Source organism: Pseudomonas sp. fls2-241-R2A-110, assembly GCF_030209165.1.
Taxonomy (GTDB): domain Bacteria; phylum Pseudomonadota; class Gammaproteobacteria; order Pseudomonadales; family Pseudomonadaceae; genus Aquipseudomonas.
In genome coordinates this window covers 146,421-169,858 of sequence record NZ_JARVSN010000002.1, presented here as the reverse complement: position 1 = coordinate 169,858, position 23,438 = coordinate 146,421, and the positions used below count along the sequence as shown (strand labels likewise).

11 protein-coding genes are annotated in these 23,438 nt (G+C 55.8%); 7 read left to right on the top strand and 4 right to left on the bottom strand.

The window, feature by feature from the left end; genetic code table 11:
• The first annotated feature begins 43 nt into the window (after positions 1-43).
• The 6 genes from QRN31_RS01090 to QRN31_RS01065 are packed head-to-tail and all read left to right on the top strand — an operon-like array spanning position 44 to position 6,760.
• A complete protein-coding gene (locus QRN31_RS01090; protein WP_285429611.1) occupies positions 44-769 on the top strand; it encodes an RDD family protein in 726 nt (241 codons plus the stop codon).
• A complete protein-coding gene (locus QRN31_RS01085; RefSeq protein WP_285429610.1) occupies positions 766-1,743 on the top strand; it encodes a stage II sporulation protein M in 978 nt (325 codons plus the stop codon). Before QRN31_RS01090 ends, QRN31_RS01085 begins: the two co-directional genes overlap by 4 nt.
• Positions 1,730-3,274 carry a DUF4129 domain-containing protein gene (locus tag QRN31_RS01080; RefSeq protein WP_285429608.1) on the top strand — a complete coding sequence of 515 codons (1,545 nt, stop codon included), beginning with the start codon at positions 1,730-1,732 and terminating at the stop codon, positions 3,272-3,274. Before QRN31_RS01085 ends, QRN31_RS01080 begins: the two co-directional genes overlap by 14 nt.
• Entirely contained in the window at positions 3,271-4,434 is a 1,164-nt protein-coding gene (locus tag QRN31_RS01075; RefSeq protein ID WP_285429607.1) for a DUF4350 domain-containing protein, read from the top strand. The genes QRN31_RS01080 and QRN31_RS01075 overlap by 4 nt, the downstream gene beginning before the upstream one ends.
• Complete coding sequence (locus QRN31_RS01070; RefSeq protein ID WP_285429606.1) at positions 4,431-5,432, top strand: AAA family ATPase; 1,002 nt, start codon at positions 4,431-4,433, stop codon at positions 5,430-5,432. Before QRN31_RS01075 ends, QRN31_RS01070 begins: the two co-directional genes overlap by 4 nt.
• Positions 5,429-6,760, top strand: a complete 1,332-nt coding sequence (locus QRN31_RS01065) for a DUF58 domain-containing protein (protein ID WP_285429605.1) — start codon at positions 5,429-5,431, stop codon at positions 6,758-6,760. The genes QRN31_RS01070 and QRN31_RS01065 overlap by 4 nt, the downstream gene beginning before the upstream one ends.
• Here the strand turns inward: QRN31_RS01065 and QRN31_RS01060 are convergent.
• The 4 genes from QRN31_RS01060 to QRN31_RS01045 all read right to left on the bottom strand — a co-directional run bounded on the left by QRN31_RS01060 (position 6,757) and on the right by QRN31_RS01045 (position 23,067).
• Positions 6,757-9,915, bottom strand: coding sequence for a hypothetical protein (locus QRN31_RS01060; RefSeq protein WP_285429603.1), 3,159 nt, complete (start codon positions 9,913-9,915; stop codon positions 6,757-6,759). The genes QRN31_RS01065 and QRN31_RS01060 overlap by 4 nt on opposite strands.
• Positions 9,916-9,978: 63 nt before the next feature.
• Entirely contained in the window at positions 9,979-14,145 is a 4,167-nt protein-coding gene (locus tag QRN31_RS01055) for a Tc toxin subunit A-related protein (protein ID WP_285429601.1), read from the bottom strand.
• 100 nt (positions 14,146-14,245) lie between these two features.
• On the bottom strand, positions 14,246-18,970 hold the full coding sequence (locus QRN31_RS01050) for a Tc toxin subunit A (RefSeq protein WP_285429599.1): 4,725 nt from the start codon (positions 18,968-18,970) through the stop codon (positions 14,246-14,248).
• A 149-nt stretch (positions 18,971-19,119) separates the two neighbouring features.
• Positions 19,120-23,067 (bottom strand): hypothetical protein, encoded by a 3,948-nt coding sequence (locus tag QRN31_RS01045; RefSeq protein ID WP_285429597.1) that lies wholly within the window; start codon positions 23,065-23,067, stop codon positions 19,120-19,122.
• A 24-nt stretch (positions 23,068-23,091) separates the two neighbouring features.
• Between QRN31_RS01045 and QRN31_RS01040 the strand changes: the two genes are divergently transcribed.
• Positions 23,092-23,394, top strand: coding sequence for a DUF6124 family protein (locus QRN31_RS01040; RefSeq protein ID WP_285429596.1), 303 nt, complete (start codon positions 23,092-23,094; stop codon positions 23,392-23,394).
• Positions 23,395-23,438 lie beyond the last annotated feature (44 nt).

Sequence of the window (23,438 nt, the reverse complement as noted above, 5' to 3'; positions counted from 1 at the left end):
TCGGACGAACATCGAATCCCGAACAGGTCACATAAGGTTGCCCATGCTCGAGACCACAGCACTGCCAAGGAAAGCGACGCTGTCCCCGCCACTGGACACGCGGTATCAAATCGAGACGCCCGAAGGCATCGATTTGCCACTGCGCCCGGCCGGGTTGATGGTCCGTGCGCTGGCCTTCGCCATCGACCTGGGGCTGCGCGGACTGATCCTCGGCGTCCTGTTTGTCGTGTTGGCGTTTCTGGGAAAACTCGGCGCAGGGCTTGGCTCGATTCTGTTGTTCGCGGTGAGCTGGTGGTACATGGTGCTGTTCGAGGTGCTCAACCAGGGACGCTCACCGGGCAAACAATGGATGGGATTGCGCGTGGTGCACGACGACGGCACGCCGGTAGGCTGGTCCGCTTCGCTGCTGCGCAACCTGTTGCGATTCGTCGACCTGTTGCCCTTCGGTTATTTCCTCGGTGCCATCTGCTGCCTGCAACACCCCACCTTCAAACGACTCGGAGACCTGGCCGCCGGCACGCTGGTGATTTATCGCGAGCAACCGCTTGCCCGTCCGCACCTGCCCGATGCGCCTCCCCAGCGCCCGGCTTTTGCTCTGGCACTGACCGAACAGCGCGCCATCCTTGGCTTCGCCGAACGCCAGGGCGAACTCTCGGGGGCACGGGTCAATGAACTGGCGTCCATCCTCGCCCAGCCGTTGCAGGTGCCCGAGCCACGGGCAGTGGCCGAACTCAATGGCATTGCACGTGGCTTGTTGGGTCCGGCATGAAGCAAAGTCTTTTCGAAAATCGTCACAAGGCCGAATGGGCGCAGTTTTCGCTGATGCTCGAGCAATTGGAGCGGGACAAGGAATCCACCCGAATCGCCAGTTTCCCCAAGGACTATCGACGCCTTTGTCACCAGTTGGCGCTGGCTCAGGAGCGCGGCTACAGCAGTTTCCTGATCGACTCGTTGCAGCAACAGGCGCTGCGTGGGCATCAGCAACTGTATCGGCATCGCAGCCGGCTGGGCGCCAACGTCCTGGGCTTCATCCTGGCCGATTTTCCGCGACTGGTACGCGAGCAATGGCGCTTTGTACTCGCCGCCGGCCTGATGTTTTTCGGCAGCCTGATCGGCTTTGCGCTGCTGGTGTATCTGTTCCCGGACCTCGTCTACAACCTGATCCCGGCCGAGCAGATCAGTGAGATGCAAAGCATGTACGACCCCGTCGCCGGCCATCTGGGCCGTTCGGCGCAGCGTGCGGCCAGTGAAGACTGGGTGATGTTCGGTTACTACATCATGCACAACATCGGCATCGCCTTTCAGACCTTCGCCAGCGGAATACTCTTTGGCCTGGGCAGCGTGTTTTTCCTGTTCTTCAATGGGCTGATGATCGGGGCCGTGGCCGGGCACTTGACGCACATCGGCTACGGGCAAACCTTCTGGTCCTTTGTCATCGGGCACGGTGCCTTCGAACTGAGCGCCATTGCCCTGGCCGGTGCCGCCGGCCTGCAACTGGGCTGGGCCTTGATCGCACCGGGACGCCTGCCCCGCGCCGAAGCATTGCGACTGGCGGCGCGCAAAAGCGTGTTGCTGATCTGTGGCGTCATGTTGTTTCTACTGATTGCCGCGTTTATCGAAGCGTACTGGTCATCAATGACCGCGCCGGCCCCCATGACCAAATACCTGGTCGGCGCGGCGCTATGGGTGTTGATGGCGACTTATCTGCTGTTTGCCGGACGGACCCGCCATGCGCCTGAGTGACGCCACGGTCGTGATCCGCCCCCGCTCGACATGGGAAGCCATGGACCTGGGCGTCCTGCTGAGCCAGCGCCATCGACGCTTGCTGATGACCAGCTGGGCCATCGTCACCTTGCCGGTCTTCGCCCTGCTCACCTTGTTTCTGTGGGATTCACCGTCACTCGCGCTGTTTATCTTCTGGTGGCTTAAGCCGGCCTTCGAACGGCTGCCGCTGTACATTCTGTCGAGCGCCATGTTTGGTGAAACGCCGACCTTGAAACAGGCGCTGCGCCAGTGGCCGCGCCTGCTCAAGCCACAATTGCTTGCAAGCCTGACCTGGCGACGGCTGAGCCTGAGCCGCAGTTTCCTGATGCCGGTGGTACAACTTGAAGGCCTTGGGGGCGAAGCACGCCAACAACGATTAAGCGTGCTGCTGCAGCGCAACGCTGGCGCCGCGCAATGGTTGACGATTATCGGCGTGCATCTGGAAAGTGCGCTGTGGATTGGTTTGCTGGTGCTGTTCTACATGTTCCTGCCGCAACGGGTCGAACTGGACTGGGGATGGCAAACCCTGATTACCGCCGCTGTGCAGGAATGGCGATGGCTGGAGCACCTGACCAATGCCTTTTACGTGCTGGTGCTGATTGTCTGGGAGCCGATCTATGTGGCCTGCGGTTTCAGCCTTTACCTGAATCGACGCACGGTGCTGGAAGCCTGGGACATCGAACTGGTGTTCCGCCGACTGCGCCAACGCCTCATGAGTACGGCGGTCACATTGCTGCTGGCCGCCATGCTGCTGGTGCCGACGGCACAGAATGTCTGGGCCGACGAGCCGGCCATTACACCGGACAGCCCGCGTCTGCTGGATCAACCGCTGACCAGCCAGGCCTCCAAAGACAGCATCAAAACCCTCCTCGCCCAGCCCCCCTTCAAGAATAAGGAAACGGTCACCCGCTATCGATTTGGCGAAGACGAACCTGCCCGCCAAAACCAGAACGACGGCAAGACACCTGACTGGCTGAAAGCGCTGGTCAGCCTGTTCGACAGCCAGCGTTTCGGTTTCCTCGCCAACTTGATCGAAGTGCTGTTGTGGGGCGCCGTGATCGGGGCCATCGGCTTGCTGATCTGGCGTTACCGCGACTGGTTGCAGGCGTTCGTCAGCCGTCGACCACGGATAAACCGCCGGGTTGCGCGTGCCGTGCCGCAACGCGCTTTCGGCCTGGAGTTGAATCGCGAAACCTTGCCCGCCGACATTGCAGCCAGCGCCGAAAGTCTGTGGCCAGACAACCCGCGCGCCGCCCTCGGGTTGCTGTATCGCGCCCTGCTCAGCCACCTGCTGCATGAGCACAACATGGCGCTGAAAGCGGCCGACACCGAAGGCGAAGTGCTGCAGCGTGTCGCGCAACTGCACCAACCGGCCTTGCTCGCTTTCAGCAGAACCCTGACCTTGCACTGGCAAAACATGGCCTACGGACATCGACTCCCACCCGCGCATTTGCAGCAGGAACTGTGTGATGGCTGGCGCGCATTGTTCGGCCCGGGAGCCGCCCGGTGAACCGGCGTTTGTGGTTCGGTGGCGGCGCGCTCATCGTCCTGCTGCTTGGCGCGCTGAGCCTCTATCTGTATTTCAAGGCAACGCCCTATCAGGTAGAAATCGATCACGGTCCATCCCCCGAAGCCCAGGCAAATCCGTATCTGGCTGCCGAGTATTTCCTGCGCAAACAGGGCTTGAGCGTCAGCCACGCCAATAGCCTCGACATCTTGCCGATCCTCGATCCACGTCAACACAGCCTGTTGTTGCTCGGCGATCGCGCGAACATGTCACCGCGCCAGATCGATCAGGTGTTGAACTGGACCCGGGCCGGCGGACGTCTTTTGTTTGTGGCCCAATCCGTGTGGGATGAAAAGACTGGCCAGAGCAACGACCTGCTGCTTGATCGCGTGCAGTTGCACCAGTTGCTGAGTAAAGACCTCAAGGCGCCGCCGCCGGACATCCTCGACGACACCTACCCGAAACTGACCAAGCTGTATCTGGAAGATGAAACAGCACCGGCCTACGCCAGCTTCGACACCGCGTTCCATCTCGAAGACCCGAAAAACCTCGCGCAAGCCTGGGCCAACAGTGCCAAGGCCACGCACATGATGCAGCTGAACCACGGCCTCGGCTCGATCACCGTGGTGACCGACGCCGAACTGTGGAAAAACCCGGCCATCGGACAGTACGACAACGCCTGGCTACTCTGGTACCTGACCGCCGACACGAGCGTGACATTGCTGTTCAATACCGATCACGACAGCTTGCCGACCTTGCTGTTGCGCAACTTCCCCCAGGCGCTGGTGGCGCTCATTGCCCTGATCGGTCTTGGGATCTGGCGCGTCGGGGTCCGTCATGGTCCGCTGCTGCAACCGGCGCCCAAAGCCCGCCGACAACTTCAAGAGCACCTGCGCGCCAGCGCCGATTTCATCCTGCGCCGCAGCGGTCAGCACACCCTGTTGCAAGCCTTGCAGCAAGACATCCTGCGCCGGGTCCGTCACCGTCACCCCGGTTATGAACAACTCGGCGTCGCCGAACAATGGCTGGTGCTCGCACGCCTGACCGGCCAACCCACACGCGCCATCAGCCAGGCCATGAGCCCGCGACCGAAGCAGCGGCTGTCCAGCGCTGAGTTCAGCCGTCAGGTCGCCCACCTGCAAACCTTGAGGAACACGCTATGAGTCAACAGATCGAGCCTGGCAGCGAGACCCACGCCGCCCAGCAACGCCAGCGCGCCAGTCAGTTGGCCCAGGCGGTCAGAACTGAATTGCGCAAAGCGGTGATTGGCCAGAATACCGTGATCGATGACGTCCTCACCGCACTGATCGCCGGCGGCCACGTGCTGCTCGAAGGCGTTCCGGGGCTGGGCAAGACATTGTTGGTGCGGGCGCTGGCCCGTTGCTTCGGTGGCGAGTTTGCGCGCATCCAGTTCACCCCGGACCTGATGCCCAGCGACGTCACCGGGCATGCGGTCTACGACCTGAACACCGAGCAGTTCAAGCTGCGCAAAGGCCCGCTGTTCACCAACCTGCTGCTGGCCGACGAAATCAACCGCGCCCCGGCGAAAACCCAGGCCGCGCTGCTCGAAGCCATGCAGGAACGCCAAGTCACCCTCGAAGGCCGCGCCCTGCCCATCGCGCAACCGTTCATGGTCCTGGCCACGCAGAACCCCATCGAGCAGGAAGGCACTTACCCGTTACCGGAAGCCGAGCTCGACCGCTTCATGCTCAAGGTCCGCATGGATTACCCCGACACCGAGCAAGAGCTGGACATGGTCCGCCAGGTCAGCCGCTCGACCCGCGCCGACATGCTCGACGTGCAACCATTGCGCACCGTATTGCAAGCCAAGGACGTGCTGGCCTTGCAGCGCATCGCCAGCGATCTGCCGCTGGACGATCAGGTGCTCGATTACGCCGTGCGCCTGGCGCGCACCACCCGAACCTGGCCGGGCTTGATCCTCGGCGCCGGGCCACGAGCATCCATCGCCCTGGTGCGTTGCGCTCGCGCCCGTGCGCTGCTGCGCGGTGGCGATTTCGTGACTCCCGATGACATCAAAGGCTGCGCCCTCGCGGTGCTGCGCCACCGGGTGCGGATTGCCCCTGAGCTGGACATCGAAGGGCTGGACGTCGATCAGGTGCTCAAGCAACTGCTCGACCAAGTGTCGGCGCCGCGTTTGTGAAACCGTCACGCCTGCTGTTGATCTGGCTCGCGATCCTGCTGGGCATCGGCATCGTGCTTGGCACCTTGCGGGCGCTGGAATTCGACGTGCCCTCCACCCTGCTGTCGATCAACTGGGGACTGCTCCTGGCGTTGCTGGCACTGGCCGTTCTCGACGCCGTTCGCCTCAAGCGCCTGCCGTCACCGCGCATCCAGCGACAAATGCCCGGCAGCCTCGCACTGGGTCGATGGAGCGAAGTGCGCCTGGAAGTCGAGCATGACTTTGCTTACTCACTGAACATTCAGATTTTCGACCATGTCCCTGACGGCCTGAGCTTCGAACACCTTCCCTTGTCGGCTGAATTGCAACCCGGTCAACAGAGCCAGATCGGCTACCGACTGCGTCCGCTCAAGCGCGGCCACTTCAGCTTCGAACACTGCGAAATCAACCTGCCGAGCCCCATGGGCCTGTGGTCCGACAAACGCCTGCTCAACCTGCTCGACCACACCCGCGCCTACCCCGACTTCGCCCGCCTCTACGGCGGCGAACTGCTGGCGGTGGACAACTGGCTCAGCCAACTCGGCGTGCGCCAACGACAACGTCGCGGCCTCGGTCTGGAATTCCATCAACTGCGCGAATTCCGCGAAGGCGACAGCCTGCGCCAGATCGACTGGAAAGCCACCGCCCGCCAACGCACCCCCATTGCCCGTGAATACCAGGACGAGCGCGACCAACAGATCATTTTCATGCTCGACTGCGGCCGACGCATGCGCAGCCAGGATGGCGAACTCGCGCATTTCGATCACGCACTCAACGCCTGCCTGTTGCTCAGCTACATCGCCCTGCGCCAGGGTGATGCCGTCGGCCTCAGCACCTTCGCCAGCGACCGACCGCACTACCTCGCCCCGGTCAAGGGCACAGGCCAGCTCAACGTGTTGCTCAACACCGTCTACGACCTCGACAGCACACAACGCCCCGCCGACTATCAGGCTGCCGCCACACAGCTACTGGCCCGACAAAAACGCCGGGCGCTGGTGGTGCTGGTCACCAACCTGCGGGATGAAGACGACGAAGAACTGCTGACCGCCGTCAAACGCCTGAGCAAACTGCATCGGGTGTTGGTGGCGAGCCTGCGTGAAGACTTGCTCGACAATCTACGGCACACGCCCGTGCAAACTTTGCCGGAGGCGCTGACCTATTGCGGGACGGTGGATTACTTGAATGACCGGGCGCAGCTCCATGAGCGGTTGAAGGCTCATGGAGTGCTGGTGGTGGATGCTCGGCCCCAGGAGTTGGGGGCCGAGTTGGTGACGCGGTATTTGGGGTGGAAGAAGGCGGGAGTACTTTAGCGCTCGCCCACCTCTTCATTGACGTAATCGCCCAATGACATCGAGTTCACCGGTGACAATTTGAGCAAATTTTTGGCCGAGACAATAAAACCAAAGCTCCCATCCTTTTTATTACCGAACGAAAAGGCATATTGCAGTCCCCCTCGCTGCATTATCCGAGGGGCGCCCAATGGGCCTTCAGGGGTCGACTCCAGCTCCAGTGCAGGTGTTCCTGTCCACCCTAACCGAACACTTTGTTCAATTATCGGATGCATTATGGTCGCCGGCGCTATCAGATACTCGATGTGCGAATCACGACGAGGGAAAAGGGATACCTCCCCAAGTCGCCACTGGTAAAAATCATCCATCGACTTGATGACCACATCCTTCCAAGGCGCAGATAGCAAAAGAGTCAAGGTTTTTTCGGCGATCACGGGTTCGCCGTCATATAGATTGAACACGCGGGCTGTGACCACATTGTCTTCGAGGGTTTTCGGTTGACACGCATAGGTTGCCCAACCGTCTGCTCCACTGGACACTACGACCTCGCTCCCTTGGTATTGAAAGGTTACCAAAACATCTTCAACGGGCTCCTTGGTGTAGAACGAGCACACACGGTACGAAACATAAGCGGCCTCCTGCTCCTCAATGACAGGGTGAATCGTGGGTTCACGGGTTTCGCTGAACTCAAGGCGGTTGTGCCCTAGTGACATGGATAAACCGACGATGCGCAGACGCTCATTTCCCGCTCTAATGCTCAGACCCAATTCAAATCCGGCTGCCAGTTCACACTCGATGCAATCTATTGACCATTCAATACCCTGCAATTCGATTAAGACGTCTTTGTACAAATCTGGCTGAAACTCAATGCCGAGTCTGCGAGGATCTTCCGATTGGGAGGGGTGGAGCATTTGTAGGTGCAAGCCGGACAATGCTGACATTGGATTAGGCATGAACCGAAACGCGTGTACCGCACCAATGCTCGGATAGGACATGTCGGGCGACAATACGCTTGAGTCGAATTCAACAATGCCCTCATCCAGAATGGAATCAGAGATCAATCGACCAGAAAGCTCCCATGCCTGCGATAAGGGCTGGAAATCGGTGAAGAAATCCAGTTCCAGCCAACCACTGCCGTCACGACCTGCGATCAGAGTCCATACCAATCCTTCGTCGGTCCATTCAAAAGTCTGACCAAGCGGAGGAGAAAACGACATCCCTAACCCAGGATCTTCCCCACGCCAACGCAACCCCACCGATTTGCCCAGCATTTGACTTCCCGGTATTGGCTTAAGCTGCAGCGTCAAAGTGTTCCCACGCAGACAGTAAAAATCCAGAGGCCCTTCAGGGGATAGCCGGTTATCCGGGCCCAGCACTAACTCGACATGCTGTTTCCAGAAATTACTCGCGATCGCTGTGAAGTTGAACGACTCTTCGATCCGCGCCTCGTCGTTATCATCCCGATTCTTGACCCGCGCTACCAGTTCTCCGGCACCATCCTTTTCGGGTTTATATGTCAATTCGGCCCAGCCGTCCTTGCCCGTAGAGGTGATCACATCGCCTGACGGGGTCTCCCAGACAACCTCGACTCCCCTCGCACCGTCAGTTGAACCAGCTGCCAATATCTGCAGCATTACACGCACACTTTCCCTCTCATCAAACACCGGTGACCTGTTTGCCTCCCGACGATCGCCCACTTCAAACTTGTTGAAGCCCAACGACAGCATGTTTTGCTCAGAGGGATCCCGAAGACGCTCCGCTTGCAGCCCGATCCGACACTCTCCTTCCTGCGCGTCTACGCAGTTGACGGTCCACTCCACTTTGCCGTCAACCCAAGGCACATAGTCTGTCAGCGGTGGGTCTACGATGACCTTGAGGTCCTCGGCGGACATTCCCTCCCATAGCAGCCTCACCGGATAATCGAGCAACTCGCTGTTCTCGGGTGCCGTTACCCGAATTTTGTATTCATGCTCTCCACGATGCGGATAGCCTTTTTTCTCGCCCAAGGGAAACTCACCATTCCCTCCAAGAGAAATTTTCGCGTCACTCCAGGGATTGCTGCTCAGTACTTTGACATCAATTAAATGACGATACTCGCCCTCTTCAAAGTAGGGGCTGTCGATCAGCACTTCGATCTGATGAGAGCCGGCGGTTATCGGTGAGTATTGATGGAAAGCCTCACCCTCGACATCTGAGCGGGTTTGCTTGCCATCGAACGTGACTTCACGTTCATCAAGAAATTTATCGGTGTAGTAAGAGCCGACCTTGACTCCAATCTCAACGGTTTGCTCATTCACGACCGGGTCGAACGCAGGAGCAAATACGTCGACAATCTTGACCCGGTGATCACCGATTGAAAAAAATACCTCATGGGGTTCTGCATCCCATTTGCTTTCAATCAGCAACTTGAAGTCGTCGTTTGGCAGATATTCAGAAACGTTCAGCAACCACTCTTTCTCAATCATCTGCAGCTCACCCAACCCGGGGGTGACTCTCAAATCCTGCGGCGGTGGGGCGGTCACTTCTTTCTGTAGGGAGACTTCGGTTCCAGTCCACACATTCCCCTCGGCAACCAACAGCTTCAATCGATGAGCCTCATCCCCTACGGCACCTTTGCACAGGTACAAAGAAGTGCCAGAAAACTCCTGTTGATCGATCTGGAGGCCACGAAGCACCAACTCCTCCAGATAAAGCCGCACGCTGACATTCGTGACATCCAGCGAACCTGCATCAGTGTCTGTGGTAGGCGGGTAACCGAAACGTATGCCCAATTGCACATCAGCTTCTTCTGGCTTGAGTTGCTGATTCCCCGGAGTGGGTACGAAGTCCAAGGGGTTCGGTTCCTCAAGGCTGCCATCCCACATCAGTTCCTTTTCATCTCCCCAGATACCATCGCGCGCTATCTGATACCAGCTGTTCCGTTTTGTGGTCTGGTAGTCGAATGTCAGCAGATACTTGGCCTCCGCGCCTCGGGGCGCCGGCAGTACAAAAAACTGCTCAAGCCATGCATCGTTCTGCATTCTCCCGGTTCTGATTTCCCTCCCGTTATATGAAGGTCTTCCAATCGCCGCTTTTTCATGAGGCGGCGCCCCTTTTTTCCAGGAAATGCCAAGTGATTCATCGAATGACCCAGCTTTGATCAGGTCGGCACCCTTTCTTTCATCTTGCTCACGCATGATTTGATCCTTATGTTCACTGGAAGAGCGCCACATTGCCCTCACAAGGTTGTCCTGGAGCGCTTAAGGTTGATCAGCAATGACAGGTTTCTCGACCAGCTGCTTTGCCAAGGCGGTATAACTACTCCCGCCGTCCTTGGCCATGTAGCTGAGCGTTACAATGACGTCGGTCATGCAGGCCAGCAGCGCCTTCTGCGACGGCTTTGTATGTCGAGGAAAATGCATTTGCCATGTCGATACCCCCCCTGTCCCTTCAAACGGAAAGTAGCGATCGGAGTTGAACGATATGTCGACCATGCCTGTGTCATTAAGAGCGGTGGATACACCAATCTGCTGACTGGGGCGCACATTGACCTTGATGTCCGGACCGGCGGCGCCCTCGCCATACATGGATCTCAATGATGCTTCGCTTGATTGGGTCAGCGTATGGCTGCCGGTCTGCAACAGGATTGCCTGTACATTCTGAAAAGGACCGACTACCGCGGGTATCGTTACGTTGACGGCAATGATCTGTCGGCAAAAGTGCCCTGGGTAGTCGTCATCAAACAGCCTTTGCGTGAACTCGAACGTCAGAGTCCCTCCGTTGGTGTCATCACGTAGAGCCGACAATGCCGTGTCCCAATTGGCATGACTCTGCATGCCGTACAGGTGCTGGTTGTCGAACAGGTTCTTAAGGGAGATCGTTTTGACCAGTTCCAGCCGGCGCTCATGGCGTTTATGGTACTCGGTCAACATGAGCAGCAGATCCAGCTTCAAGGATTCGCAAGCCGTAAATCCATGGTATTTCTCTTGCCAGATGTTGGGGCGAATGAACGGCTCACTTTCGTAGTCGCCGGTCTGGAAGCGCATGCAGGTTTCAGCTGTCTGACAGAGTGAGACCACAGCATCGTGGGCCCGGAAATACATGTTCTTCATTTGACCGACGATCCAGCTACTGAAGTCCACAGTGATGTCACGCTCCTGCTTCAAGAACGTATACATCGCTAGCGTGTGGGCGTTGGCGGTTTCAGTGTGTCGCAAGCTCGCCTCTGCTGCGTTGATAGCATGATCCTGGGCTATCAGTTGTTGGTCATAGGCATCCACTTCCAGGCGGCCCTGTTTGCTGCTGAGGTTCCAGTCCTGCGCGCGACGACGGAAATCTTCGGATTTTGACTGGCGCTCAGCATCCGACAACATTCCGTCGGCCATGATCTGGACCGCCATCCCTAATGATTGCGGGATTGCGCTGGGGTCTGCCCCCCCGAATGCCGCACCACCAATGGTGGGAATAAGCCTTATTGCCGCAGCGACAGCCATTAGCCCACTCGATCCGGCAGACACAGTCTTTGCCAGCTGGATCTGATCCAACACCCGATACTCGCCAGGCGAGACATACTCTTTGGACAACTGCTCGAAATGTTCGGCCCGCGCCTGCGCCATTTCCTTGCTTTTCACCAAGGCAGCCTTGGCCTCGCGCAACTGGCTGATGGTTTCCTTCTGCATCGTTATGGCAAAGGTGCCTAATTCGTTTATTTGCAGATGCTGCAACTCTTGCTGCCGCCCACTATCGCGTTGATCCAGATGCTGACGCAGCATTTCACTAAAACGGGAGTGAGTTTCCAGTGCACTCAAGGCCAGGTCGAGCATGACGTTGAAGCGATACGGAGGAACCACTAGTTCACTTCCCACGCGTCGCACCAGCCCGGCAGTCCCCGCCGCCTGAGCCAACAATAGTTGCTTGGGATCGGCCGCTGCCCTGTAAAGCGGCAGATTGATCGGTCTGCCATCGATAGTCAGGTTATGTCGCAGATTAAACAGGCGCTCACGGATACGGGCATAAGTGTCCAGCAAGGTCTGGTTGATGGGCGTGCGAAATCCCTTTACACCAAGCACTGCCAGACAGGGCCGGGATGTCGAACCTCGCGGCCAGTCATCAGGCTTCAGTACAAACTGCCTTTCAAACTGGCGCAGCGATTCGCGGTCTTTCATCCTGTTCTGCAGTTCCTGGATCGTTTGGGGAGTCCAGTCGCTGGCTGTACCGAACTCAGGTTCCTCGCCCATCAGCGCCTCTGCGCGCAAGTAATGTAATTGCGCAGCTGCAAGGTCATCACGGTTTAATTGCCGATACAGCCAGTCGCCCCACTCGATTAAGGTGCGCACATACTCCATGAACATAGCGATTCGGTAGTGCTTTGGCGTGCCATAGGCAATTGCATCCGGATCATTGGGCTCGGCCAACTCATGGGCGATATCGCCTTTGTCAATCAGGGGACGACAGCGCCAGTACTTGGGTGCAGCGGGGACACCTGGATCCGTTTCTTCAAACGTTTGCTCATTGAGTTTGGGATCGAAAATGTAGTGATTCCAGCGTTGGGCCTCCAGGAATCGGCCTTCGTTTCGCAGGCGGTACACCACCAGGTGAACGACGTGAAAGAACAGTTCCCACATGTACAAGCCGTTGCTGCCTTCAAACGGCCCATGCCCCTCGGGTTTTGTGCCCGGCCAGCCCGGTTCCGTGAGGTGCTGGGTCGGCCAGCTCAGGACGCTGGCCACCGAAATATCAGCTCGCGCCAATAGCTGCGGGCCAATCACGGTATTCAGCCGCGTGTACTGAAAACTTTGCCCAGCAACAGAATTGTTGAAATCCAGAAATTGCGCGGCGTTGTCTGCGCTGCTGTGCAGCTTGGGGAGAATATAGCTAGCTGTGCTCACAAGTTTTTTGACGGCGTAAACATTAGTGCTTTTTCTTAGGTCTATGGGTGGTTTTGTAGTCGCGTCTTTGAAATCTGCAATGGCGAAACTGAAGGGAATATTCGCATCGATGGGAAACTGATCGCGGCGGACGACCATCCATTCCGTGCGCCCATTACCGTCCAGCGCCATGGCGGTTACTTGTGGATCCGGATCATCCGGTGCCTTGGCACCAAACGTCAGCGTGAAGCTCGCATTGAGCGTTGACTCCGCTTTATAACTGCATGTCCCCCTTACCCGTAATACTTCCTTGCTAACACCGCCAACCATTTCCCGGGTAAGGACGGCCTCCAGACCCAGCGTATTGTTGAAATCACCCACGACTTCATCTTTATCGCCGTCTATTCGGTCAACCGTGAGCGTGAATCGATTCGCTGGCATGACTCTATACTGCAAGGTCGAAGCATCTTTGAACCGCCCTGTCGCCATCTCCAGAAGCGCTTTATCTTCAACCGGTCGTTTGCGCATCAGTGTGTCGCGAGTGTCGTATATATCCAGTAGCGCAGGTTCAGCCCCCAGCGTTGCAGAGTTGCGATTGGTAAAGTAGACCGCCAACTTGTCTTCCTTGGCATTCAACTCACCAAACACCACGGCCACCAACCGACCGCCCTTCTCATCGAAAGGTTCGGCACGAGGCAGCTCGTTGAGTACAAAGGGTACGGACCATTCTCCGTTCAGGGTCAGGTATGACGCCTGAATTTTCAGAACGCCATCGCTAAAGACCTTGCCGTCCTGATCCACCAGAGGTTTACGCCAGTCTGCCCAGACAACAAATAGCCGCCCCCCCCAGAATACCGGCCGGATATCGAGCATTCGGTCGGTCGATGGAATCTTGATCAACTCCCACTCACTCCAGGCCGTTGGGTTCACAAAACTCTGGGGCTGCGAAAGATCGATGTCGGCCTTGCGCCAGAAATGACGGAAGGGTTCGACCCTCTCCCTGCTGATAAAGTAATAGGTGGCTTTTTTGAACTGGTCACTGTCAACGTAACCACTGATTACATACAGATCGCTGATTTCCTGAAAACTGCGCAAATACTCTTTGATACAGAGGTGCACAGAATCTTCGTTCAGGTGTGTCTGGTTCAGGTTGTCTTCAAGCGTTCTGAACAAACGCGTGCGCTTTATCCGAAGCGTTGGCTCAGTGAAGTTCTCCGGGTAATCTTTGATCATCACATTGGCACGCCACCAACTCAAACTTCCGCCAATGTTCTGCCAGAACTGCTCATTCTGCGGGTCAAAAGATCCCGTGTCATAACCAGGCTCCATACCGTTGTAAATACGATTGATGTACTGCTGGACACTGGCAATCGCTTGCGCAACTTTTGAGGTATGAACGTCGGCAGAACTCTGCGGATCAATGTTCAAGTACTCTTGCAAGTCCTCGAACGACTGAGGCTCTATACCGTCGGGATACTTGATCAGCTGCGAATTGCACGCCAGGGCTGCCTGGGCGAGGGCTCGTTCTTCTTCCAGCGTGCTGACAAAAAGCGTTGCCATGGTTCAACTCCTGTCCTGATTTGGGGCGAGCGCCATTGCCCGGCACGGGGGTGCCCGCAATCGCGTTTCCGATGTCATGGATACGTGGCTGATGAGCAGGTTATTTTCGTACTTTGCCCTTCAAGACCAATGGCCTGTTTACGAAAGGACAGGAGAGCACCAGACCGAACGTCCGATCATTGCGGGCATTGCAGTCAATGTCCCATGACAATGGAGTGCCTTCTTCTAGAAAAGCAGTGGGGATTGCCAACCTGGGTGTAAATGCAAGCCCGACTGTTGCGGCACTACTGCCTTCAGCCTGCGTCCATCCAAGGATGGCTTCGCTCCCCACCAGTGGCTGACTGCGGGGCAAAATATTGAGTTTGTACTTAACGCCAGCGGACAACTCTAGATCACCTGAGCCAGGTACCACTGGAATCGTGACTTCATCGGCGCCAGGATTTCGAATCAGGTCTACCTTCCACTCAAACACCGGTAATACCTCAATCGAAAACTCTTGAGGGGCATCTATTCCTTGAACCTGCGCCTTGAGTTTGTAATCACCAACAGCCCCAGGCATGAACATGAAGGTGGATCGCCCGGACTCATTGGTCGGGATTGTGATCGACGTGTTAAAGACCGGATTAGCGGGTGAAAGCCGTTCTAAAGTCCAGGCCACGGGGTATAGAGCAATAGGCCGGGAGAGATCAGAATGGCCATGTAGTTCGATCCAGATCTCGCTCGGCACCATGGAATCGGCGACTGGCACTAGCCATTCTTCGGAAACCCTCCCGATCAATACTTGCTCAGCCACCCAGAGATCCAGGGTTTGATCCTGCCCGGCAGAACCGACAGCGGCAGTGACATGCAACAGCCCCTCAGTCAAGTCGGGAATATCCCAATAAGCCTTGCCGTCATCATCAGTAAAAGACTTATGCAGCATTCCTACGTACGAAGTCGACCACCTTACCTCGTGTCCAGGTAACGGCTTGTTATTCAACCCGAAAACTTCACACATTACCGTCAACACCTGACCGACAACCGCCGGCGTTGTGGCGACCAGAGCCTTGATCTGCGGCTCCTCGACAAAGCGGATTGGTTCGAACTCCACTCCCTGCCCGCCCTCGACGTACCGGGCACTGACGATTGCATCCCCCTCAAGTTCACTGTAGAGGCGAACGACAGAATAGCCCTGGTTATCTGTGAACGTTTCATCTGGTCTGATAGTGCCCAAATCAGTGGACCAGTTGATCTGTTTCCCCCGGGCTACGTTGTCATGGTCATCGACGAACCGGACTTTAACGGTGGCGAACTCTTTTTCCCCTGCCAGTAGATTTCGCTGGGGTTCAACGCTCATGCTGGCGTTAATTGGTTTCAGCTTATCGTCACAATCAATCAACACCGAAGCTGCAGCGATTTCCTCTCGCAATGACAGGCGGTACGTCACATGAGCAACACCCATCTTGCCGCCTGCCATCAGCCGGGCTGTGGTTTTGCCTTGGTGGTCAGTGCGGGTCAGCTGATCCATGAGTACACCTTCACCAGTGTGAGACCATTTCACCTGCACATACTTCAACACCTTGCCGGTGTAATCGCGCAGGGTCAGGGTGAACGTGGCGATTTCATTCGGCATGTTGGCCACCAATTTTCTGCGGTCCACCTCGCAAACGACGTCGAGACTTTGCCCAAACTCACCCGTCTCCTCGCTTGCGCCTTCAATCAAGTTTTCGGACAGGCTTTCCAGGGCGCGTTGTGCGGCAGCTCGGTAGGTTGCATCACTGTCCGTGGGGGTCAACTTGCCCAGCATCAACAGGGCATCGAAATCCAGGCCCGTCTGGTCACGCGTTTCCAGCATGCGCAGCAACAGCGCCAATTGTTTGAGATTGCGGATCAGCGGCAGTGGTGCTCGAGTATCGGCTTCACCAATCGGATTGGCGTGAATGGCGCAAACCAGGACTTCCTTGATCCCGCAGCCAAAAAAACCTGCCAGCAGAGCGGCTGCGGCATCACGTACCAAGGCTTCTTCATCCTCGGAAATTTCACCCAGTTCCTGATTCACTTGGCTCAGGTAATCCAGGAGCTTCTGGGCAGGTTGTTTGGCGAGCTTGACCGCACGACCATACAACGTCAGATAAAACACGGTGGTCAGTGACAACTCACTCATGTCCTCGATACCAAACCAGCTCGAGTTTTCCAGATAAGAGATGAGCATCGCCGAACTGAGTTTGAGTTCCCGCGCTACTTCGCTACGTCGCTGCAATTCCACGAGCAATCGCAAAAACTCGCGCTGTTCGGAGTCTTTTTCCGGAGGGTCTTCGCGCAGCACTTCCTTCGGCCAGCTCGTCAATGCCGGCGGCTTGGCAATGGCTTTGAGCGCCTGGCTCAGCAATTGATAGACGTAGCCGCCCGACCATACAATCACCGGCAGCGCCAGATCAGAAGGCAACTGCAAAAACACGGCAAAACTTTCCTGTACCAACGCACGCTGCAGGGCCCGAGAGCGCAACACCACAGTCAAAATCGCTTCGACAATCCAGGGTTGATCCGGCTTGGGAAACTTCATGGCATCGACGATAACCATGACTTCATTGCGGACCCACGCCATATAGTCGGCATCGGATCGATCACTGATACCGATGATCAGACCCTCGGAATCCACTACCGTTTCCAGTTGCTTCATCCATCCAACCCCGGAAGGGTCAGGCGGCACACTGGCATCCACCAGCATTACCTCGGTCATGCGAACCGGCAGCAGTTGCACCCTCAACTGCGACAGCAGCTCAAGCTCAGGATCCCCTGCCACCACCGGAACCACCAGCGTGCTGACGTGCTGTGTGAGCCATTTGGGCGACAGATCATTACGTCGACACCACTCCACTATCGAAACAACGGCTTGAATGACGTTCAGCACATCAATCTGGTCGCCGGATTTGTACATGGCAATATGTGTCGGTCCCGCCAATTGCGTCAGCCAGCCATCGCTCTTCAAATCAAGTACGCTGATTAGTGCGATCCCTTCCAGCGGGCTGATGCCCAGCAACCTGGGAAGGCGAACCAATCGATAAAAACTGGAAAAAACCGAAAGACTGCGATTCAGTATCAGGTTCGGTCTTTCAGCGACCGGGCCATGCGACGCCGCTATCAATGCGGCCAAGTAGATGTAGGTGTCGAAGTCAATGCCCAGCGCCGCGCAAATATGATCTGCCGTCCGCTGGTCTTCCTCGTTGACCGGAAATACCGAAAACTCGACGTTGTCTACTTGCAGCGGTGTTGCGAACAGGGATCCTGCGTTGAAGACTCGGTCAAAATGGGACAACACCTCACCATACTCAAAGGCCGAAATACGATTGAGAAAACATGCAAAATCTTCAGCGTTGCATCCGTAATCGGCATGCATTCTTCGAAACAAACCTAATGCGCGCATAGTGTTTGCGGACATTTTGAGCGCACCCTGCTCGCGCTTACGAACCTCGGCACTGATGGCATTGCAGACCAGTTGATCGGTTTCATGAGCCTTGAGACCGAGCCATTGATTAAGGCGAACCATGCGGTTTATACGGTCAAAACGATCTTGGTTATCCTTGCCCAGGTTGGTCAGTACAAACTGCATTGATTGATCCGATTCCGTCTCCCGTAGCAGGCCGATGGAAGGTGCTTTACCCCCGTTGATAAATACCGAACCGAAGTCCTGGGGCCCAGTGGGCTGTGCTGGGTTTGTCTCAGATATCGGCAGATTCGGATCGAGTCCCTTACGCTCGGCGGGTGCGTTGGCTGACAACGCCGGAACAAAGGCCCCAATAGAAAACAGTCGCTCAGCCCCCTCGCGCTTGAGTTGAGTTTTTTGCAGAAACGACTTGAGCGGCAAAAGATCTTCGTAGCTATCGCAATTGAAGTTAGCCCGATAAAAAGCCTGGGGGGTCAGTTCCGCCGGCGATACCACCTGGCGTGAGCGCGGATTGACCCAGGGCTGGGACTGCGATTGCTGACGGGGGCTCAAGGGGTACGCCGGCTCGATCAACATCTCCTGCTGCATTGGTGCCAGGCGCGAGGCCAGGCGCAGTGCGATGTCCGAGTTTGGGCCTCGGGCAGATCGTTGTATGAAATAAGGAAAGCCCAGGTCCAGCGCTTGAACGATCGCGCCCAGTGACAGCTTCGGTTCTCTGGATGTGACTGCATATTCAATGCTGCGAAAGGCACGGTCGTAGGGCAGCGTATTGGGGTAACGTGTGGAGCGCAGCAACGTATCAACATCATCATTAGGCTGCTTGTTCGCTTCCAGATGGAATTGCAACACCTCATTAACAACCGTAAGCATCGGGACTACACGATTGACGGAAGCTTCATCGATCAACAATTGAAGCAAGTCGGGACGGCGTCTGAACAGTGTGATCTTTTTGTCGCTTTTGCTTGCGTCCTCAAGTTCTAGCGCCGCAGAAATAATCCACATCAAATACGCCACAGGTGAACCCGTGGAACCAATGTCATTGGCTGGTGTATTTTTGGCCGTGTCCACCTCGAACAACTTGTCGAACCTTGCGCTGTCGACCATCGCCCGCAAGCCAGTACGGGTATCCACTACAGGTGCGGTGCTACGGGTTAGCTGATGTTCGCGGTATTCACGAGCCAGTTTCAAACCAAGGCTGTAGCTGAGCTCAAGCAACTGGCTGGCCTCGATCGTCGTGAGGTCGAACTCAACGCACAATCCGGCGGGACTGTATGCCATCAGATCGAAAACGTTTCCGCCCTGGCTGACAAATTCCTGCAATTTTCCCAGTTTGGCTTTACGTTTTTGCGAGAACAAATGGTCGACCAGTTGCAATGTAGGGCGCGGGGGTGCGTCGGTCATCGGTGACACTCCGTGAAAGGCCCGCTGCGACATATCCGATGCGGGGGGATAATCCGTAAACCACTAAGTCATATTGAGCGGCATCTACCGACAAACCTCTACTGTCATAAATGACAGTAGAGGCGTCCGCTCATCGGAAATATCAGACGCTAGCCAGCGTTTGAAACGTAATAGATACGCTCCAACATCCAGGCACTCTGCGGTTTGTCGCTGAGGGTTTGTTTACCGGTCATTTTGAATGTCCCTAACGGCAAGGGCTTCGTCAATATTTCCCAATATCCGAAGCCGTCGACTTCACCAGCCCCCCAGGAGATATAGGGGGAACCGGACCGAAGCAATGTAACCGTAGCGCCCGGATAACCGCGGCCGGATATCTTCGTCACAGGAGTGACCGATGTTCCCTCGGAAGGGTTAAGCACGGGCCGAGGCAGAAGTTCATTTACGTTGACGGTAATGGCCGATGTCGATTGCGATTCTTTGCCATCGAGTGTTTGTCTGGCGGTGAACGTAAAGTCCCCTGCAGCCAATACCCTATTAATACAAACTTGCCATTGACCCTCAGCATCAGCCTCGATGGTGGCATACACGTCAAGGTCCTGGCACACATCGACCTGTGCCCCGGGAATGGCACTTCCGTACAGCCAGAATCGCAAGTCAACAACATCACCTGGCTCAGGCCCGTCGATGACAGGAGCCTGGAAACCGTCCGGGACTTGAGTCACCTTGAACGAGCGCTCGGGCGCCAACTGGCGAGACCACACTCCGTCTCTCGACTGACGTATGGAATAAGACGTCAGACCGTCCACGACTGGAACCTCATCCTTGAAACGAGCCGTCCAGCAACCTTTGCGGTCAACCCAGGCTTCGGCTCGGATAACGCTGGCAACGATGATTTGTATTTTCGCGCCTGACAGCCCCGACCCTTTCAGCACAGGTCTTAATCCCACTTCGCCCCTGCGCGGTGGTAACTTCACCGTGGGGGGCGCAAATTCGGTCCCCATTTGTTCGACAATGAACCGCCCGCTATGCACCCAATCGGAAACCACATTCTCTTGACCATCCGGTTGCGGCCGACTGGCCCGTACCTGTACCCAATTAGGCCCGATGGGCAGTGGCTTATCGAGCTGTACACGCCAACGGCCATACTCATCGGCGGTCGTGATCGGCGCCAGTACCTCTTGAGAGTCGAACACAGAGGCCACCGTGATCTGCGCCCCAGGTTTATCCCGACCGCAGACCCATGGGTAGATACCCACCCAGTCACCTGGCGCGGGTTCGTAGATCCACGACTCTGGACTTGGCAAATGGACAATACGCGGCGGGGTCCAGCCTGAGAGGTATCCATCCCGCTCCTGCTTGAGGGTCACCCAAAGGTCATGTCCAATGGGAATATTGTATTGCGAGCGAATGGACCAGGTACCTTTTTCCGACACCTTAACGGTGCCATAGATGTGGGTTGGGTAGCGATGTCTAACGACGGAGACGGTATCGCCCGGATACCCGAACCCCGTAAACATCCGCTGCGACGTAAGGCGCTCATTCTCTGCCGGCGTCTCGAAAACAGGAGCGTTCGGAATCACGTTGAATGCTTGGTCATCGCCCGCGCGCGTGAAAGTTCCGTAGTGCTGGTTAATCGCCAAAGTTTGAGGACCAACCTCATCCACCTGTACTCTCAATTTCCATTCGCCCAGCACATCGACATCGACCTGTCTGACCCAGTCGGGGAAGCCCACTCGGGTCAAGAAAACCTTCGAATTGGGCCAACCAATACCGGAATAATCAGCGAATCGCTCGATTGACTTCGTCGCTTGCGGCACTTTAATCAAAGGTTTTGGCAGCCTCACCTGGTAGCTCACCTCCGCACTGGATGCAGACTTCTGGCCTTTGTAGTCCTGATCGACCTTGATGATCTGTTCATCTTCACTGACGAACTCGTCCGTCAAGGTGATTGAACAGTCACCCGCTTGGGTCACCGTGTGCTGGCCCAACACCTTGTTGGCCACCCGGGCGTCGTAGACTTTGATGACAGAGTCGATGTAGGCATTGGAAACGACTATGGTCGGCCTCAAGCTAACCTCCTCACCTGACGAAGGGGATTTGATAGCAGGTGTAGGAGTAGCGATATTGAACGACGTCGGGCCCGCGATTGGCGAAGTTTGTCCGCCAAAGGTTTGAGTAATAGTGAAGGTGTGATTGCCGGGAGTGAACAGTTTTGGACGGCGAGTTGTCCATGTACCGCTCGAATTGCCATCTATGGGATGGTATATGTCTTCGTCGCTGTACTTCAAAGAAAGCTTTGCCAGAGGCCAGCATTTCCCCGTGATAGTTGGGGAAAGGCCGTTAGGGGTAACCAGGATGTCGTGCGGCTCTTTCGGCCTGATGACAAGAGGTGCGAGCACGTCATAATCGGACCATTGATTATTGACGCCTAGGCGAACCTGCGGTGTGTAGCTACCCGGGGGAAGTGCTTGTTTTCCGGTAGCACTCCACACGCCAGTAGACTCCACCGTTATATAGTCCCACAGGCCATTGAGATTGACCTCGATAGCCGTGTAATGGGTAGACCAGTAATGTGCATTGCCCCTGAGCGTTGGAACATCGCCAGACAAGGTGATTTGTGTACCCTTCGGAACCGGCGTGGGTACCCTAACGGAATGAGAGACCTCCACAGAGTCAACCCCATCAAAGGACTGGAGGAAATAACAAGTCTGTTGAGAAGCACTCGGCACCATTTTAATGGCCTGTGTCTGCCAGGCGCTCGCCGACACATCGACGTGGGATGGCTGGGGATCCAAACCAGGTATCCTGGCCTTAACCTTGGACCCTGTATATCCGCCGCCCTTGAAGACGACAAAGGGAGACGTCACCACCGCTGAAATATCCGATACCTGAGCAGGTCGAATTTTGAACTTGCGAGGAATCCTGCGCACCGATTGCGTCCCGGATCGTTCCTGAACAGCAACGAGCTGCCGATCGGAGCCCACAGGCACCGTCACCTCACAGCTCCATGTATTACTCGTCAAGGATTCAATCTTTCCAACTTCAACGTCGGTCGGATCTAACAATATTTTAAGCTTGGAGCCCACATTGCCGTAGCTCCCAGTCAACGTAAATTTTGTGTTTTGAACTGAGTATTCTTCAGGCCCGGTAATATTCGGTTGTGCAAGCAAATATACAGTCCGGGGCGTCGTCCATGCCAAGTCTCCTATCCTGCGATGCCTAGCCCTTATCACGACCGAACCGCCACCGGGATAGTTCGCCTGATTAAAGGCCACCTCATAACTTTTATCATTTAAAACGGTAGTCACCGCGTGAGAGACAGTGCCTTCACCATTCATAATGTCAATGACTTCATTCGGTGCGCCCTTTCCTTTCAACAGGACCGGACGTCCAAGTGCTATTACAGCTCCTGAACCCGGCGAATCAATAGCAGGCGCTTTGAGGAGGTGTATTGTTTTTATATTGGCGGAGTAAACAGGTGGCGAATAACCGACCAGTTGTTCGATAACAATTTCATGCTTCCCCCAAGCTACACTCTCTAACAACTTCAGCGACCAATAAAAATCTCCACTGGATGCTTTTGATTCACTCATTACTGTGCCAAAACGTGACCGCACAACCGTTACCTGACCACCTCCAGCAAAGCCTGTAATTGAATCAACAACTACTTGCTCATCACCTCCATCCATGACAGGCCGACTTTTTACATTGATATGTTTGTATCCTATTTTTGACGGATTGCCTTCGTAATGCCACTGCGTCCAATAGTAACCTGGCCCCTCCGGAAGACCTGGAACATCAAGTATATTCCATTTCACACCTTTATACCAAGCTCCTCTAACCACATCCCAGGTTCCAGAAGAATGCACATACTTAATCCAGACTTGATGCGAACCATTACTGTGCGGAACATTAAACTCAATACGAGAAATCGTTGCACTATCTTCAGTATAATGATCACGCTCAACCTGCAACTTATCCACATCCAAATATAGTTTTCCATCCTCATCATAAAGTTCTCTAACGGCATCGGATTGAAGCGGTTCTTCATCATTACCAATCAATGAATCAACAGATAGATCCTTTTCGTCTGACATCATTCCGCTCCTCTGCCCAGACTGTTGAAATATTCCAAGGCTTCCTTTCTACGTCGCGAACCGGAACATTGCCTACCTGTAAAATCTGACAGTTCCGACGAGCGGCATCCGGGGTCTCTTGCCGTTATCCCCGATGCCAACCCCGAAGCATTGACTGTCGAGATCTACGAAACCTTTTCGACAGTCAGCATTCCGCCGCTCGATCTGGCGGAAAGCCTGGACGACAAGCAGCGGCATCTGGCGATGGCGATTTATCGGATGAGTGAGTTGGGGTTGATGCGGGTGGAGCGGTTGCTGGATAACGAGCAGGCGATAAGAACGATTTAGTCTTTACCCACTATTTTTTGCTGTTTGCACTGACGCCATCGCGA

Excerpts from the sequence above, each read along its gene's own strand:
- QRN31_RS01090 (WP_285429611.1), top strand. The coding sequence starts at position 44 with ATGCTCGAGACCACAGCACTGCCAAGGAAAGCGACGCTGTCCCCGCCA.
- QRN31_RS01085 (WP_285429610.1), top strand. The coding sequence starts at position 766 with ATGAAGCAAAGTCTTTTCGAAAATCGTCACAAGGCCGAATGGGCGCAG.
- QRN31_RS01080 (WP_285429608.1), top strand. The coding sequence starts at position 1,730 with ATGCGCCTGAGTGACGCCACGGTCGTGATCCGCCCCCGCTCGACATGG.
- QRN31_RS01070 (WP_285429606.1), top strand. The coding sequence starts at position 4,431 with ATGAGTCAACAGATCGAGCCTGGCAGCGAGACCCACGCCGCCCAGCAA.
- QRN31_RS01060 (WP_285429603.1), bottom strand. The coding sequence starts at position 9,915 with ATGCGTGAGCAAGATGAAAGAAAGGGTGCCGACCTGATCAAAGCTGGG.
- QRN31_RS01055 (WP_285429601.1), bottom strand. The coding sequence starts at position 14,145 with ATGGCAACGCTTTTTGTCAGCACGCTGGAAGAAGAACGAGCCCTCGCC.
- QRN31_RS01050 (WP_285429599.1), bottom strand. The coding sequence starts at position 18,970 with ATGACCGACGCACCCCCGCGCCCTACATTGCAACTGGTCGACCATTTG.
- QRN31_RS01045 (WP_285429597.1), bottom strand. The coding sequence starts at position 23,067 with ATGTCAGACGAAAAGGATCTATCTGTTGATTCATTGATTGGTAATGAT.